Source organism: Cellulomonas sp. H30R-01 (genome assembly GCF_010119915.1).
Classification (GTDB): Bacteria; Actinomycetota; Actinomycetes; order Actinomycetales; family Cellulomonadaceae; genus Cellulomonas; species Cellulomonas algicola.
Map to the genome: position 1 here is coordinate 1,557,351 of NZ_CP048210.1, position 13,920 is coordinate 1,571,270.

Annotated in this window: 13 protein-coding genes; 4 read left to right on the forward strand and 9 right to left on the reverse strand. The window is 75.4% G+C overall.

Features of this window, described 5'->3' with window-relative positions:
* Positions 1–56: 56 nt before the first annotated feature.
* The 3 genes from legP to GXP71_RS06845 all read left to right on the forward strand — a co-directional run bounded on the left by legP (position 57) and on the right by GXP71_RS06845 (position 4,796).
* Positions 57–1,430 (forward strand): Dot/Icm T4SS effector Zinc-dependent metalloprotease LegP, encoded by a 1,374-nt coding sequence (gene legP / locus GXP71_RS20110; protein ID WP_202924338.1) that lies wholly within the window; start codon positions 57–59, stop codon positions 1,428–1,430.
* Positions 1,427–2,431 carry an MvdC/MvdD family ATP grasp protein gene (locus GXP71_RS06840; protein WP_162352043.1) on the forward strand — a complete coding sequence of 335 codons (1,005 nt, stop codon included), beginning with the start codon at positions 1,427–1,429 and terminating at the stop codon, positions 2,429–2,431. Before legP ends, GXP71_RS06840 begins: the two co-directional genes overlap by 4 nt.
* A 154-nt stretch (positions 2,432–2,585) precedes the next feature.
* Positions 2,586–4,796, forward strand: coding sequence for a bifunctional diguanylate cyclase/phosphodiesterase (locus tag GXP71_RS06845; RefSeq protein ID WP_238402667.1), 2,211 nt, complete (start codon positions 2,586–2,588; stop codon positions 4,794–4,796).
* A 40-nt stretch (positions 4,797–4,836) separates the two neighbouring features.
* On the opposite strand, the gene nusB is transcribed toward GXP71_RS06845, so the two are convergent.
* The 7 genes from nusB to GXP71_RS06880 form a co-directional block, all read right to left on the reverse strand.
* A complete protein-coding gene (nusB, locus tag GXP71_RS06850) occupies positions 4,837–5,253 on the reverse strand; it encodes a transcription antitermination factor NusB (protein ID WP_124344335.1) in 417 nt (138 codons plus the stop codon).
* A gap of 1 nt (position 5,254) precedes the next feature.
* A complete protein-coding gene (gene efp, locus GXP71_RS06855) occupies positions 5,255–5,818 on the reverse strand; it encodes an elongation factor P (protein WP_124344336.1) in 564 nt (187 codons plus the stop codon).
* A gap of 178 nt (positions 5,819–5,996) precedes the next feature.
* Positions 5,997–6,530, reverse strand: a complete 534-nt coding sequence (locus GXP71_RS06860) for a hypothetical protein (protein WP_162352045.1) — start codon at positions 6,528–6,530, stop codon at positions 5,997–5,999.
* Between the two features lie 17 nt (positions 6,531–6,547).
* Positions 6,548–7,183 (reverse strand): hypothetical protein, encoded by a 636-nt coding sequence (locus tag GXP71_RS06865; RefSeq protein WP_162352046.1) that lies wholly within the window; start codon positions 7,181–7,183, stop codon positions 6,548–6,550.
* A 70-nt stretch (positions 7,184–7,253) separates the two neighbouring features.
* Positions 7,254–7,694, reverse strand: coding sequence for a type II 3-dehydroquinate dehydratase (locus tag GXP71_RS06870; protein ID WP_124343954.1), 441 nt, complete (start codon positions 7,692–7,694; stop codon positions 7,254–7,256).
* Positions 7,695–7,753: 59 nt separating this feature from the next.
* A complete protein-coding gene (gene aroB, locus GXP71_RS06875; RefSeq protein WP_162352047.1) occupies positions 7,754–8,872 on the reverse strand; it encodes a 3-dehydroquinate synthase in 1,119 nt (372 codons plus the stop codon).
* A complete protein-coding gene (locus tag GXP71_RS06880; protein ID WP_162352048.1) occupies positions 8,869–9,444 on the reverse strand; it encodes a shikimate kinase in 576 nt (191 codons plus the stop codon). The genes aroB and GXP71_RS06880 overlap by 4 nt, the downstream gene beginning before the upstream one ends.
* 98 nt (positions 9,445–9,542) lie before the next feature.
* On the opposite strand from GXP71_RS06880, the gene GXP71_RS06885 reads away from it, so the two are divergent.
* A complete protein-coding gene (locus GXP71_RS06885; RefSeq protein WP_162352049.1) occupies positions 9,543–11,438 on the forward strand; it encodes a DUF6541 family protein in 1,896 nt (631 codons plus the stop codon).
* Here the strand turns inward: GXP71_RS06885 and GXP71_RS06890 are convergent.
* Positions 11,417–12,628, reverse strand: coding sequence for a glycosyltransferase family 87 protein (locus GXP71_RS06890; protein WP_162352050.1), 1,212 nt, complete (start codon positions 12,626–12,628; stop codon positions 11,417–11,419). The genes GXP71_RS06885 and GXP71_RS06890 overlap by 22 nt on opposite strands.
* Positions 12,629–12,664: 36 nt before the next feature.
* Positions 12,665–13,855, reverse strand: coding sequence for a chorismate synthase (gene aroC, locus GXP71_RS06895; protein WP_162352051.1), 1,191 nt, complete (start codon positions 13,853–13,855; stop codon positions 12,665–12,667).
* Between the last annotated feature and the right edge of the window lie 65 nt (positions 13,856–13,920).

A 13,920-nucleotide genomic window follows, 5' to 3' on the forward strand; every position in this document is an offset into this window, starting at 1 on the left:
TCCTCCTCCCCGAGGCGCGGGCCGCCCGGGCCCGCGCGCCAGGGGAAGGCAGCACCATGGCCACGAAGAGCACGTCCGGGTCGGCAGGGGGCGGCGGCCGCCGTCGCAGCGAACCCACCGGCGGGCCGACCGGCGGCACGCCCGAGCGTCCCGAGGAGCGTTCGTCCGTCGACACCGGCACGACCGTCATCAGCGGCGTCGGCTTCGCCGAGAAGGCGGTCACCTACGCGAAGGTCGGCGACCTCGCGGTCTTCGAGGGCGACATCGTCCTCGGCCGGCACGCCGACCTCGAGGCCGCGCGCGCCCGTGGCGACGACGTCTCCTTCGGCGTCGCGATCACCGGCAGCCGCTACCGCTGGCCGAACGCCACCGTGCCGTACGACATCGACCCCGCGCTGCCGAACCAGAACCGCGTGACCGACGCGATCGCGCACTGGGAGCAGTACACGCCCCTGCGGTTCGTGCAGCGGACCGCCGCGAACGCCGGCACCTACCCCAACTACGTGCACTTCCTCGACGGCGGCGGCTGCTGGTCGGCCGTCGGCATGGTCGGCGGGCGTCAGGACCTCTCGCTCGGCAGCGGCTGCACGACCGGCAACGCGATCCACGAGATCGGGCACGCCGTCGGCCTGTGGCACGAGCAGAGCCGCGAGGACCGCGACAGCTTCGTCACCGTCAACCTCGCGAACGTCGACCCCGGCTACGTGCACAACTTCGACCAGCACATCAGCGACGGCGACGACATCGGCGACTACGACTACGGCTCGATCATGCACTACCCCGCCACGGCGTTCTCCACGAACGGGCAGCCCACGATCGTGCCCGTCCAGCCCGGCGTCGCGATCGGGCAGCGGCTGCGCCTGTCCGACGGCGACATCGCCGCCGCACGCACGCTCTACCCCACGAACCCCCAGCCGAACATCAAGAAGGTCACGGACGACCCGGGCGGGTTCAAGAAGCCCATCGACGACCAGACCGGGTTCAAGAAGGTCCGCGACGACCACAAGCCGTTCGTCGACCCGCCGAAGCACCTCCTCGACCCGAAGCAGCTCCTCGACCCCAAGCAGGTCCTCGACCCCAAGCACGTGTTCGACCCCAAGCACGTGTTCGACCCGCCCAAGCAGCTCACCGACCCGCCCAAGCAGCTCATCGACCCGCCGAAGAACGCGTTCGACCCGCCCGGCGGCCTCGGTGGCGGCCTCCCGCCGATCCCGCTGCCGCAGCCCGGCGGCGGCCTCCCGTTCGCGCTCGCGACGCCGCACCACGCCGCGTCCGCGGCCGCGTACGAGCCCGCCCAGCCGGCCCCTGCCGACCAGACGGCCGCGCTCCTGGCCGCCGCCGCGCAGGCCGCCGAGGTCGCCGCGCAGGCGCTCGCCCAGGTCGCCGCCGCGCTGCGTGCGCTCGGCGGCCAGACGGGTCCGGGCGCATGATCCTGATCGAGTCCCACGACGGCGACGACCACCTCGCCCCCGTCCGCACGGAGCTCGAGCGCCGCGGCCACGACGTCGTGGTGCTCGACTCCGGGCGCTACCCGCTCGCGACCGCCGTCACCGTCGCCTACGACGACGGCGACGCCCCGGCGCTCGCGGTCACGGTCGACGGCAAGGAGCACGACCTCACCGACTGCCGTGCCGCGTGGTGGCGCCGACCGCTGCCCTACACGCTCGACCCGTCCGTGACCGACCCGGCCGCGCAGGTGTTCGCGCTCACCGAGAGCGACGAGGGCCTGCGCGGGCTGCGGGCGCTCCTGCCGGCCGTCTGGGTCAACGACCCCGACGCGGACACCCGCGCCTCGCACAAGGCGTACCAGCTGCGCGAGGCACGCCGGGCCGGGCTCGTCACGCCGCGCACGGTCATGACCAACGACCCCGACCGGGCCCGCGCGTTCGTCGCCGCGCACGGCGCCGAGCGGACCGTCTACAAGTCGTTCCTCGCCCAGGTGTCGGCCTGGCGCGAGACGCGCGTCCTGCGGCCCGACGAGGTCGACCTGCTCGACGCCGTGCGGCACGCGCCCGTGATCTTCCAGGAGTACGTGCCCGGCGACGTCGACCTGCGCGTCACCGTCATCGGGGACGCCGTGCACGCCGCCGCGATCCACTCGGCGCGCACGGCGTACGCGCTCGACTTCCGGCTCGAGCTCGACACCGTCCCCATGGAGCCGTACACGCTGCCCGCACCCGTGCACGACGCCGTCGTGCGGCTCGTGCACCGGCTGGGGCTCGTCTACGGCGCGGTCGACCTGCGCGTGCGCCCCGACGGCGAGCACGTGTTCTTCGAGGTCAACCCGTCCGGGCAGTGGCTGTTCGTCGAGGAGCGCACGGGTCTGCCGCTCACGCGCACGTTCGTCGACGTGCTCGCCGGGCTCGACCGCGACCCCGCCGGCGGATGCGTCACCTGCGAGCAGAACCGCCCGGGCCGAGCACCGGTCTGACCGCCGCCGGGACCCGCACGCCTCCCCCGTCGCCGGCCGTCACCCGGACGGGCGGCGACCGGACGAGGACAGCGTCACCCGGATGCCAGTCATGGGCCGTGACCTGCGCGCCGATGTCTAGGAGGTGCTGGGTCCCGTACCGGTGTGGGTCACCGTGCTGCAGCTGCTCGTCGCCGGTCTCGTGGCGGGCTTCTGCGTGCTGCACTGGCTCTGGCGGCGCGGCGACGCCCGTCACCCCGGCGCGGCCTGGTCGCTCCTGTGGTCCGCCGACGTCGCGCTGCTCCTGCTCGTCGGCGGCCTGTTCCCCCTCGTCCCCGTCGGACTGCCGCGCGACGCCGTCGAGGTCACGCACGGCCTGCTCGTCGCCGGCTTCCTGCTGATCGCCCTGCCCGCCGCCCAGGCCATCGGGCACGGCGCCTCGGTGCGCTGGTGGGTCGCCGCCGCGACCGTCCTGCTGGTCGCCCGCACCGCGTCGTGGTTCGTCCCGGCGCCCGAGGCGGCGCTCGTCGACGTGGGCTGCCTGCTCGCCGCCGTGCTCGTCGTCATCGTCTACGTGCTCGTCGCGTTCGGCCGCACCCCCATGGGCTCGCTCGGCACGCTGCTCGTCATCGCGGGCGTCGAGTCCGTCGCGATCCTCCTCGCGGGCGTCCTGCTGCCCGACGAGGCGCTCAGCGCGATCCTCGCCGCGCTCTGGGCGGTCCCCCTCGCCGTCGGGCTCGAGGTGCTCGCGCTGCGCCGCCTGGTCGGCGCGCAGGACACCGCCGCCCGCCAGCACCGCATGCGGGACGCCGTCGCGAGCCTCTCGAACGCCGCGTGGTTCGCCCGCGACCCCGAGCGGCTGCTGCTCACGGCCCGCGACGCCGCACGCGCCGTGCTCGCCGACGACACCATCGAGGGCTCGCTGCGGCCGATCGCCCGCGGCCGGTTCGTCGCCGAGCTCTTCCCGGCCGAGGGCACCGACCTCGACCCGCACGCCCGCAGCTTCCTCGTCGACCTCGCGCAGATCGTCGCGGCCGCCGGCGAGCGCTACCACCTCAACGACCGTCTGCACGCGACCGCGTTCTCCGACCCGCTCACCACGCTGCCCAACCGGCGCGCCGTCGAGCAGCACCTCGTCGACGTGCTCGACCGCGCCAACGTCGAGCGGACACGTGTCGCCGTCGTCTACTGCGACGTCGACGGCTTCAAGCGCGTCAACGACGAGCTCGGCCACGCCCGGGGCGACGCCCTGCTCGCCCGCGTCGCCGACCACCTGCGCACGGTCGTCACCGGCGAGGACGTCCTCGTCGGACGGCTCGGCGGCGACGAGTTCGTCGCGATCGTCGCGCGTGCGCCCGAGGACGCGGCGCTCGTCGCGCTCGCCCGCTCGCTGCGCGAGGGCTTCGAGGACCGGTCGCACGGCGGCCGCACCACACGCCTGACCGTCGGCGTCGCGACCTGGGTGCCCGGCGACGTCGTCGACCCCGACGCGCTCGTCCGGCACGCCGACACCGCGATGCTCGAGGCGAAGCGCTCGCGCAGCGGGTTCCGCGTCTTCGACCGTGCCCTGCGCCGCCGCGTCGAGGCCGAGCGGCTGCAGCGCGTCGCGCTCGAGGAGGCCGTCGCGCTCGGGCAGTTCACCGCGCACTTCCAGCCCGTCGTCGACACCACGACGCTCGAGGTCCTCCAGGTCGAGGCGCTCGCCCGGTGGAACCACCACGGCCACCTCGTGCTGCCCGCGGACTGGCTCGACCTCGCCGAGGAGTCCGGGCTCATCGTCCCGATCGGCCTGGCCGTGCTCCGCGAGAGCCGGCGCGCGCTCGACCGCTTCCAGATGCCCGTCGCCGTGAACGTGGCCGCGCGCCAGCTCACCGAGCCCGACGCGCTCGAGCAGTTCGAGACGGCCTGGGGCGACTCCTACTGGGAGCACCTCACGCTCGAGATCACCGAGAGCGCGCTCGTGCAGACCACGCAGGCCGTCCCCGTCCTGTCCGAGCTGCGGGCCCGCGGCGCGCGCGTCGCCGTCGACGACTTCGGCACCGGCTACAGCTCGATCTCGCGACTCGGGCGCCTCCCCGTCGACGTGCTCAAGATCGACCGGTCGTTCATCCGCGAGCTCGGCACCGAGCGCGGCCGCGGCGCCGTCCGGGCGATCCTCGCGCTCGCCGAGAACCACGGGCTCGAGGTGGTCGCCGAGGGCGTCGAGACGGCGGCACAGCTCACGACGCTCGTCGACCTCGGCGTGCGACGCGTGCAGGGGAACTTCCTCGGCCGGGCGACCCCGTCGCTGCCGGTCCGCGGCCCGCGCCCCGTCACCGAGGCGATCCCCGTCGTGACGCCCGCGCACACGCTCCGCAGCGTGCCGACGGCCCGCGTCGGTCGGTAGACGCGGGCCGTCGGGCGGTCCTTCGGTGGTGCGGCTCGGCTCAGGCGAGCAGCGTCGGCTTCAGGTCGACGATCCGGCCCAGGAGCCCGTTGACGAACGCCGGCGAGTCGTCGGTCGACAGCGACCGGGCCAGCTCCACGGCCTCGTCCACGGCGACCGCGTCGGGCACGTCGTCGTTGAAGAGCACCTCCCACGTGCCGAGCCGCAGCAGCGCACGGTCGACCGCGGGCATCCGCTCGATCGTCCACCCGTGCGCGTGGGTCGCGAGCAGCTCGTCGATCCGCTCACGGTGGGCGACGACCCCTTCGACGAGCTCGACCGAGTACTGCGGCAGCGCCGCCTCGGTGCCCGGCTCGGCGATGCGCTGCGCGAGCAGCGTCACCGGGTCGAGCCCGCGCTGGTCGGCCTCGAAGAGGACGTCGAGGGCCCGCTTGCGGGCCTTGGTGCGTGCTCCCACGTCAGTCGTTCACGCGGCCCAGGTAGCTGCCGTCGCGGGTGTCGACCTTGACCTTGGTGTTCGCCTCGAGGAACAGCGGCACCTGGATCTCGTAGCCCGTCTCGAGCGTCGCCGGCTTCGTGCCCGCCGACGAGCGGTCGCCCTGCAGGCCCGGCTCGGTGTACGTCACCTCGAGGACGACCGACGGCGGGAGCTCGACGTACAGCGGCACGCCCTCGTTCGTCGCGATCAGCGCGCTCTGGTTCTCGAGCAGGAAGTTCGCGGCGTCGCCGACGGTGGCCGCCGAGACGTGCATCTGGTCGTACGTGTCCGTGTCCATGAACACGAACTCGTCGCCGTCCTTGTAGAGGTACTGGTAGTCGCGCTTGTCGACGTTCGCCGTCTCGACCTTCAGGCCGGCGTTGAACGTCTTGTCGACGACCTTGCCCGAGAGGACGTTCTTCAGCTTGGTGCGGACGAACGCGCCGCCCTTGCCGGGCTTGACGTGCTGGAACTCGACGACGGTCCACAGCTGCCCGTCGATCCGCAGCACGGTGCCGTTCTTGAGGTCGTTCGTGGTCGCCACAGTCGTCGCTTCCTGTCGTGGGTTCGGGAGGATGCGCGGCGCCGCCGGGACGCGCCCACCGGCCGGCGCGGATGCACCGGGGCTGTCGCGTGGCCCGGGCAGGCCGCAGACCGCCGACCATCCTACCGTGCGCGCACGTCCCGGCCCGTCGCGGCGGCCGGCGACGCGTCGGGACGCGTCAGAGCGTGAGGGCCCACGCGGCCACGAACCCGACCGCGGCGGACCACAGGAGGGAGGCGAGCGTGCCGATGACGAACCGCTCCGACGCCCCCGGGTTCTCGCGCAGCTCCGGGTAGCGGCCGAGCCCTTTCACCGCGACGACGACGGCGATGCCCCCGGCCTCGCCGACCAGGAAGCAGCCCGTCACCGCGAGCCGCTCGAGGATGCCGACCCACGTCCCGCCGCGCAGCACCGCCTGCGCACCCTCGCCGCGCGGCCCGTCGGACACCGCGAGCGGCGACGGGTGCGGCCCGGCCACCGCCTGCGCCTCCGCCGCCTGCGGCGCGACCGGCTCCGCACCGGCGGTCCCCGCGCCGGACGGCGTGCCCGTGGCCCCCTCCGCCGCCAGCGCGTGCGCACCGGCGCGGCCCGGCCGGCCCGCGTCGCGCGAGCGCGAGGCGAGGCGCAGGACGAGCGACACGACCGGCCAGCCGCCCGCGGCGGACAGCGCGAGCGCGGCGACGACGACGACCGCGACGAGCGGTGCGGGCACGGGGACCTCCGGTGACGTCAGGGACGAGCCGGACGATCCTCCCCCACACCCTGCGCCCAGGCCAGCAGCCGCGCGGCGGCCGGTCGCGCTGCCCGCTCCTCGGCCCAGAGGGCCGCGCGGAGCCGCTGGCTCACGGCCTGCTGGGTGACGCCCAGCCGGGCCGCGAGCTCCTCCTGCCGCGGCGCCTCGACGCTCATCGCGTCGGCGACGACCCAGCCCGCCTCGGACCTGCGCGCGACGACGGCGGCGACGAGGACGAGCACCGCCTCGGCGTCGCGCCCCGCGCCGTCGTCGCGTCCGCGCACCGCGAGCGGGACGGTCCGGCTGCGGCTCTTCGCGGCCTCGACCGCGGTGCGCGCGAGCACGAACGCGGGCCCGCTGCCCGCCCGCGGGGAGTCCGGGAGCGGCTCGTCGACGGGCCCGGCACCGATGCCGACCGTCCACCCGCCGAGCCGCAGCACGTGCAGCGCGACGTCGACCACCGGGTCGGGGTCGTCGTACACGCCCTGCACCTCGTCGCCGACGGTCCGCTCGAACCCGCGCAGCGGGTGGACCCCCGTCCGCTGGTGGTGCGCGGCGAGGTCGGCGAGCAGCTGCTCGACACGGTCGCCGTGCCGGCGACTCCCCCGCTGGTCGATCGTGAGGACGAACATGCGACAAGTCTGCACGCTTGTCGCTGTGGCTACAAGCCTCGACGCTTGTCCCATGCCGAGGCGCGCGAGCTCACACGCGCAGCGCGATCGCCGTCAGCGCCAGGCGGTACGAGTCGAAGCCGAACCCCGCGACCGTCCCCGTCGACACGCCACCCACGACCGAGGTGTGCCGGAACGCCTCGCGCGCGTACGGGTTGGTGATGTGCACCTCGACCAGCACCAGGCCCGCCGACGTGACCTGCGCCGCCGCGTCGCGCAGCGCGTACGAGTAGTGCGTGAACGCCGCCGGGTTGAGCACGACGTGCGCACGCGTGTCGACGGCCTCGTGCAGCCAGCCGACCAGCTCGGACTCGTCGTCCGTCTGCCGGACCTCGGCGTCGATGCCGAGGTCCACGCACCACTTCTCGACCGACGCCGCCAGGTCGTCCAGCGACGCCGAGCCGTACACGTCCGGCTCCCGGGACCCCAGCCGGGCCAGGTTGGGACCGTTGAGCACCAGCGCGCGCGTCATCGCCCCAGCCTAGGCGACACGCCGGTGCGCGACGCGCCGCGCACCACCGTGCGGACGCGTCACAACGGCACCGCGCGCGACGGGGCCGGGGCGCCCTCGCTGACCTCGGCGTACGCCGCCGCGAGCAGGGTCGGGTCCGGGCCCTCGAGCCGCACCGGACGCCCGACGTCCTCGAGCACGACGAAGCGCAGCAGGTCGCCGCGCGTCTTCTTGTCGCGGCGCATCGCGGCCATCAGCCGGTCCCAGCGGTCGCCGCGGTACGACACCGGCAGGCCCAGCGACGTGAGGATCGCGCGGTGCCGCGCCACGACGTCGTCCGAGAGCCGGCCGGCGAGACGCGCGAGCTCGGCGACGAACACCATGCCGACCGACACCGCGGCACCGTGCCGCCACTGGTAGCGCTCGACCTGCTCGACCGCGTGGCCGAACGTGTGCCCGTAGTTGAGGATCTCGCGCAGGCCCGCCTCCTTGAGGTCCTCGCCCACGACGCGCGCCTTGACGGCCACCGCGCGCTCGACCAGCTCGGCCAGGACCGGCGACGCCGACGCGGCCACCGGGTCGCGCAGCAGCGCGACGTTCCCCTCGACGAGCTCGAGGATCCGCGGGTCCGCGATGAAGCCGCACTTCACGACCTCCGCGAGGCCCGCCACGAAGTCGTGCGCCGGCAGCGACTCGAGCGCCGCGAGGTCGCACAGCACGCCCGCCGGCGGGTGGAACGCGCCGACGAGGTTCTTGCCCTCCGCGGTGTTGATGCCCGTCTTGCCGCCGACGGCCGCGTCGACCATCGCGAGCAGCGTCGTCGGCACCTGCACGACGGTGATGCCCCGCAGCCACGTCGCCGCGACGAACCCGCCCAGGTCGGTCGTCGCACCGCCGCCGAGCGCGACCACGGCGTCCGAGCGCGTGAAGTCCGCCTGCCCCAGCACGCCCCACAGGAACGCCGCGACCTGCGACGTCTTCGCCGCCTCCGCGTCCGGCACCTCGGCGACGAACGCCTCGTAGCCGTGCCCCAGCAGGTCCTCCCGGACCGCCTCGGCCGAGGCCGCGAGCGCCGCGGGGTGCACCACGAGCACCCGGCGCACCCCGTCGCCCAGCAGCGCCGGCAGCTCGCCCAGCAGGTGCCGGCCGATCACCACGTCGTAGGGCGCGTCGCCCTCCACCCGCACGGTCGTCGTCATCGTCCGTCCTCCCGCGCCGTCGCGGCGCCGTCGCCGACGCGCAGCGTCGCGAGCGCGTCCTCCACCGCCACGGCGACGTCCGCCGGGCGCAAGCCGTCCGTGAGCACCCGCACGCTCGCGACCTCCTCGTACACCGGGCGGCGGGCCTCCATGAGCGCCTGCCAGCGCGCGCGGGGGTTGCCGAGCAGCAGCGGTCGCGACTGGTTGAAGCCGACCCGCGGGGCGGCGTGCGCGAGCGAGACGTCGAGGAACACCACGGCACCGCCCGCGGCCTTGTAGGCCACGAGCGCGGCACGGCTGCGCTCGTCGACCACGGCGCCGCCGCCGAGCGCGAGGACGCCGTCGTGCTCCGCGAGCGCGGCGAGCACGGCGGCACGTTCGAGGGCGCGGAAGTGCGGCTCGCCGTCGTCGACGAAGATCTCGGAGATCGGCTTGCCGGCCGTGCGCTCGACGTCGGCGTCGGTGTCGCGGACCGCGAGCTGCCAGCGGTCGGCGAGCGCCTGCGCGACGGTCGACTTCCCGGAGCCGGGCGGACCGACGAGGACGAGGCGGGGCGTGGGGTGCTGGGGCACGCCTGGAGCGTAGCCGTCGTGCCGTGCCGACCGTGCCGGCGCCCGTCGGTCGGATGCGGGGCGTCAAGGCCGTCCGCGCGTGTGCCGATGCTTCGGGCATGACGTGGATGGCCGCTGCCGTGACGGCGGTCGCGACCGTGGGGGTGTTCTGGGGCCCGGGCCTGGTCGTCCTGCGTGCGTGGGGCTGGCGGCACGGGGTCGTGGCGGCCGTCGCGGTCGCGCCGAGCGTGACGCTCGGGGTGCTGGCGGCGACGGCGGTCGTGACCGAGGGCGTGGTGCCGTGGGGTGCGCCCGTCGCGGTGGTCGCGGTCGCGGTGGTCGCCGCGGGCGGTCTCCTGCTCCGGCGCACGGGGCGGTCGGCGGCGGTCCCGGTGCCGTGGTGGACCGCGGTGCGCACGGGACCGGCCGGCCTGCTGGTCGCGGTGCTCGCGGGCGTCGCGGCGCAGCTCGTGCCGCTGGCGGTGGGGATGCGTCGCGCGGACGCGTACCTGACGGCGCACGACACGGCGTACCACCTGGCGGCGCTGGCGTGGATCCGGGCCACCGGTCGCGCGTCGAGCCTGCACCTCACGGCGGCGGCGGACGCGTCGGACGGCGGCACGTTCTACGGCGCCGCGTGGCACGACGCGGCCGCACTCGTCCCCCGGTGGCCCGACCCGGCGGTCGTGGCGGACGTCGTGACGCTCGTGCCGGCGGCGCTCGCGTGGACGACCGGGCTGCTCTTCCTGACGCGGGTCGTCGTGCCGCACCGGCCGCGCGCGCACGTGTGGGCGCCGCTGCTCGGGTCGGCCGGCGTCGCCCTGCCGGTGCTGCTCACGCTGCGCCCCGAGGGCATGGCGCCCAACGCCACCGGTCTCGCCCTCGCCCCGGCTCTCGTGGCGCTGCTCGCGCTGCGCGTCGAGCGGCCGTGGCGCACGACCGTGCCGGTCGTCGCCCTGTCGGTCGTCGGGGTCGCCCTCACGCACCCCAACGCGCTGCTGACCGTCGCGGTCGCCGCCGGCCCGCTCCTCGTGGGCCGCGCGTGGGCGCGTCTGCGGACCGTGTCCCGCACGGCAGCCGTGGCGGCGGCGGGTGGGGTCCTCGCGCTCGCCGTCGCGGCAGCCGTGCTCGTGTCACGGACGCCCCAGTTCGGCAACGTCACGGGCTTCGCGGCCGAGGGGCCACGCCCGCTCCCCGACGCGCTCGTCGCGGTGCTGTCCGGCAACGCCACCGGCATGGGCTGGGCGGCGGGCGGCGTCGTGATGGCGGGTGCGCTCGTCGGGGTCGTGGTCGGGCGCCGGCTGCCGGGCCGGTGGGCGTGGTACGGCCTGGCCGCCGTCGTCGTCCTGTACCTGTGCGCGACGTCGTCCGTCCCGTTCGTCACCGACGTCGACCGCCTCTGGTACGGCGAGCCGCGACGGTTCGCCCCGATGATCGGCGCGATGGCGGTGCCGCCGGCCGCGCTGGCCGCCGACGCGATGGCCCGCCGTCTGCGTGCGGTGGCCGTGCGCGAACGCCGTCCCGCGTGGGTGGGTGTCGGGCTGGTCGGCGCGCTCGTGGCCGCGTCCGCGGTCTCGGCGAGCCTCGGTCTCACCGCGCTCGCGGCACGCACGTCCTGGCCGCAGGCCGGCTCCCCCGCCCTGGCCGACGCCGCCGAGCTCGACCTCGCCCGGCGGCTCGACGCGTCGCTGCCCACGGGCGCGGTCGTCCTCGGGTCGCCGTACTCGGGGGTCGTGAACCTCGCCGAGCGCTCCGGCGTGCGGGTCGTCCCGCCGACGCAGGTCGCGCCGCGCGACCCCGACGTCGCGTTCGTCGGCGCGCACGTCGAGGACCTCGGGTCGGACCCGCGGGTGTGCGCCGCGCTCGACCGTCTCGAGGTCACGCACCTCTACGTCGACACCGCGCCGTGGAACACCGAGGGCGCCGTCGTGGACCTCCGTGCGGCACCGCCGGCGGGCGTCCGGCTGGTCGACCGGGGCGGCTCCGCGGCGGTCTACGAGGTCGTCGGCTGCTGAGGCGTCCGGCGGTCGAGGACGAGCGCCAGGACGGGGACCGCGACCAGCATCAGGTCACCCGTGCGCCACAGCACCGCGGTCGGCAGCAGGTACGGCGCCAGCACGACGGCCGGCGCCATGAGCGACCCCACGAGGCGCCAGCGTCGGACGAGGGCGACGTCGCTGGTCCACGCCCAGATCAGCAGCACCGCGACGAGAGGTCCGGCGTAGTAGGTCAGGCGCATGGGGTCGAGCAGGAGGCGTGCCGCGACCACGACCACGACCACGAGCAGCGGCGACCCCCGCCGGCGCAGGGCGACGAGCGCCCCGAGAAGGCCCGCGATGCCGCCCTGGACGACACGCATCGCCCACTCGGACTCGCCGACCCAGCCGGCGACGTAGCCCAGCAGCGAGTCGTTGCGGAAGCCCCAGGACATGTCGAACGTCCGGACGTCGCCGCCGAGCAGGAACGGCAGGTAGAGGGTCGCTGTGACGCCGGCCGCCGTCAGGGCCCCCAGCAGCGTCCCCCGGACGCGCCGGCCCAGGAGCACGACGGGTCCTCCGAGCAGGCCCCACTGCTTGACACCGGTCGCGACGCCCACGAGCAGTCCGGCGACCACGTGCCGACCCGCCGCGGCGCTCAGCGCGGCGTTGGCGAGGACGAGGCCGATGAGGATCTCCTCCGGATGGCCGTTGCCGATGCCCTCGGCCAGGAAGCCGCCGAGGGACAGGACGAGCCCGACGGCCCACTGCGCGGGCAGGACGGGTGCCCCCGTGAGGCGGGCGGCGCGCCGTGTCGTCCACATCGCGAACCAGGCGATCGAAGCGGCCTGCACCGCCGCGAGCGGGGCCAGCGGGGACACGCCGACCAGGTCGAGCACGCGGGTCGCGAGGCCGAGCACGAACAGGTAGAGCGGGCCGATCTGGAGACCGCCGTCGGCGAACACGTCAAGGACGTCGGGGCCGAGCATGGCGGTGCCCGCGGAGCGGAACCACCCCGCGTCACCGTCGGGGATGACGGCGCCGAGCGCTCCGCACGTGGCGGCCGCGAGGAGCACGACGCCGGGGACCGGACGCTGCCAGACCGCGCGCAGCGCGACCCACAGGCGCGGGCGGGCCTCCTGCAGCCTCGACGTCTCCCGGGCGAGCCACGTCGTGCCGTCGGGTTCCGGGGACGCGTCGGCCAGGGGCGGGTCCTGCAGCTGCGTCACACCAGGGCATCGGCAGCCGGTCCGCCCGCCTTGAGGTCAGCGCAGGAGCTCGGGCACCGCGTCGAGGTAGGCGGCGAGGTTGCGGCGGACCTCCGCGACCGAGTCGCCACCGGTCTTCTCCAGGAGCGCGTCCGCGACCACGAGCGCGACCATGGCCTCGGCGACGACGGCCGCGGGCGGCACGGCGCACACGTCCGACCGCTGGTGCTGGGCCTTCGCGGGCTCCCCGGTCGCGGTGTCGACGGTGTCGAGGGCACGCGGCACCGTCGAGATCGGCTTCATGGCCGCCCGGACCCGCAGCACCTCGCCGTTGGTCATGCCGCCCTCGAGGCCACCCGCGCGGTTGGTGCGGCGGACGATGCGGCCCGTGTCGTCGCGCTCGATCTCGTCGTGCGCGACCGACCCGCGGCGCGTCGCGGTGCGGAAGCCGTCGCCGACCTCGACACCCTTGATCGCCTGGATCCCCATCAGCGCGCCCGCGAGGCGGGCGTCGAGCCGGCGGTCGGCGTGGACGTAGGAGCCGAGACCTGCGGGCAGCCCGTGGACGAGCACCTCGACGACGCCGCCGAGCGTGTCTCCGTCCTTGTGGCACTCGTCGATCTCGGCGACCATCGCGGCCGACGTGGCGGCGTCGAAGCAGCGCACCGGGTCGGCGTCGAGCGCGGCGACGTCGTCGGGCGTGGGCGCGGGCGCGTCCTCCGGCACGGCGACGGGGCCGATGCCGACGACGTGCGACACGAGCCGGACGCCCGCCGCCTGCTCGAGGAACGACGCCGCGACGGTGCCGAGCGCGACGCGCGTGGCGGTCTCGCGCGCGCTCGCGCGCTCGAGCACGGGCCGGGCGTCGTCGAAGGCGTACTTCCGCATCCCGACCAGGTCGGCGTGGCCCGGGCGCGGGCGCGTGAGCGGGGCGTTGCGGGCCCGGTTGAGGACGGCCGGGTCGTCGACCGGGTCGGCCGCCATGACCTCCTGCCACTTGGGCCACTCGGTGTTGCCGATCTCGATCGCGACCGGACCGCCCTGGGTGCGACCGTGCCGCACGCCCGCGAGGAGCCGCACGTCGTCCTGCTCGAACTTCATGCGCGCGCCGCGGCCGTACCCGAGCCGCCGGCGCGCGAGCGCCGCCTGCACGTCGGACGAACGGACCTCCACGTCGGCCGGCAGTCCCTCGAGGATCCCGACCAGGGCGGGACCGTGCGACTCACCTGACGTCAACCAGCGCAGCATGGGCCGCATCCTCCCACGACGGGTGCACGCAGAAGGGCCGGGTCCGCCTCCTGGGCGGGCCCGGC

Coding starts and splice junctions, on each gene's coding strand:
- legP (WP_202924338.1), top strand. CDS start 57: ATGGCCACGAAGAGCACGTCCGGGTCGGCAGGGGGCGGCGGCCGCCGT.
- GXP71_RS06840 (WP_162352043.1), top strand. CDS start 1,427: ATGATCCTGATCGAGTCCCACGACGGCGACGACCACCTCGCCCCCGTC.
- GXP71_RS06865 (WP_162352046.1), bottom strand. CDS start 7,183: ATGTTCGTCCTCACGATCGACCAGCGGGGGAGTCGCCGGCACGGCGAC.
- GXP71_RS06870 (WP_124343954.1), bottom strand. CDS start 7,694: ATGACGCGCGCGCTGGTGCTCAACGGTCCCAACCTGGCCCGGCTGGGG.
- aroB (WP_162352047.1), bottom strand. CDS start 8,872: ATGACGACGACCGTGCGGGTGGAGGGCGACGCGCCCTACGACGTGGTG.
- GXP71_RS06885 (WP_162352049.1), top strand. CDS start 9,543: ATGACGTGGATGGCCGCTGCCGTGACGGCGGTCGCGACCGTGGGGGTG.
- aroC (WP_162352051.1), bottom strand. CDS start 13,855: ATGCTGCGCTGGTTGACGTCAGGTGAGTCGCACGGTCCCGCCCTGGTC.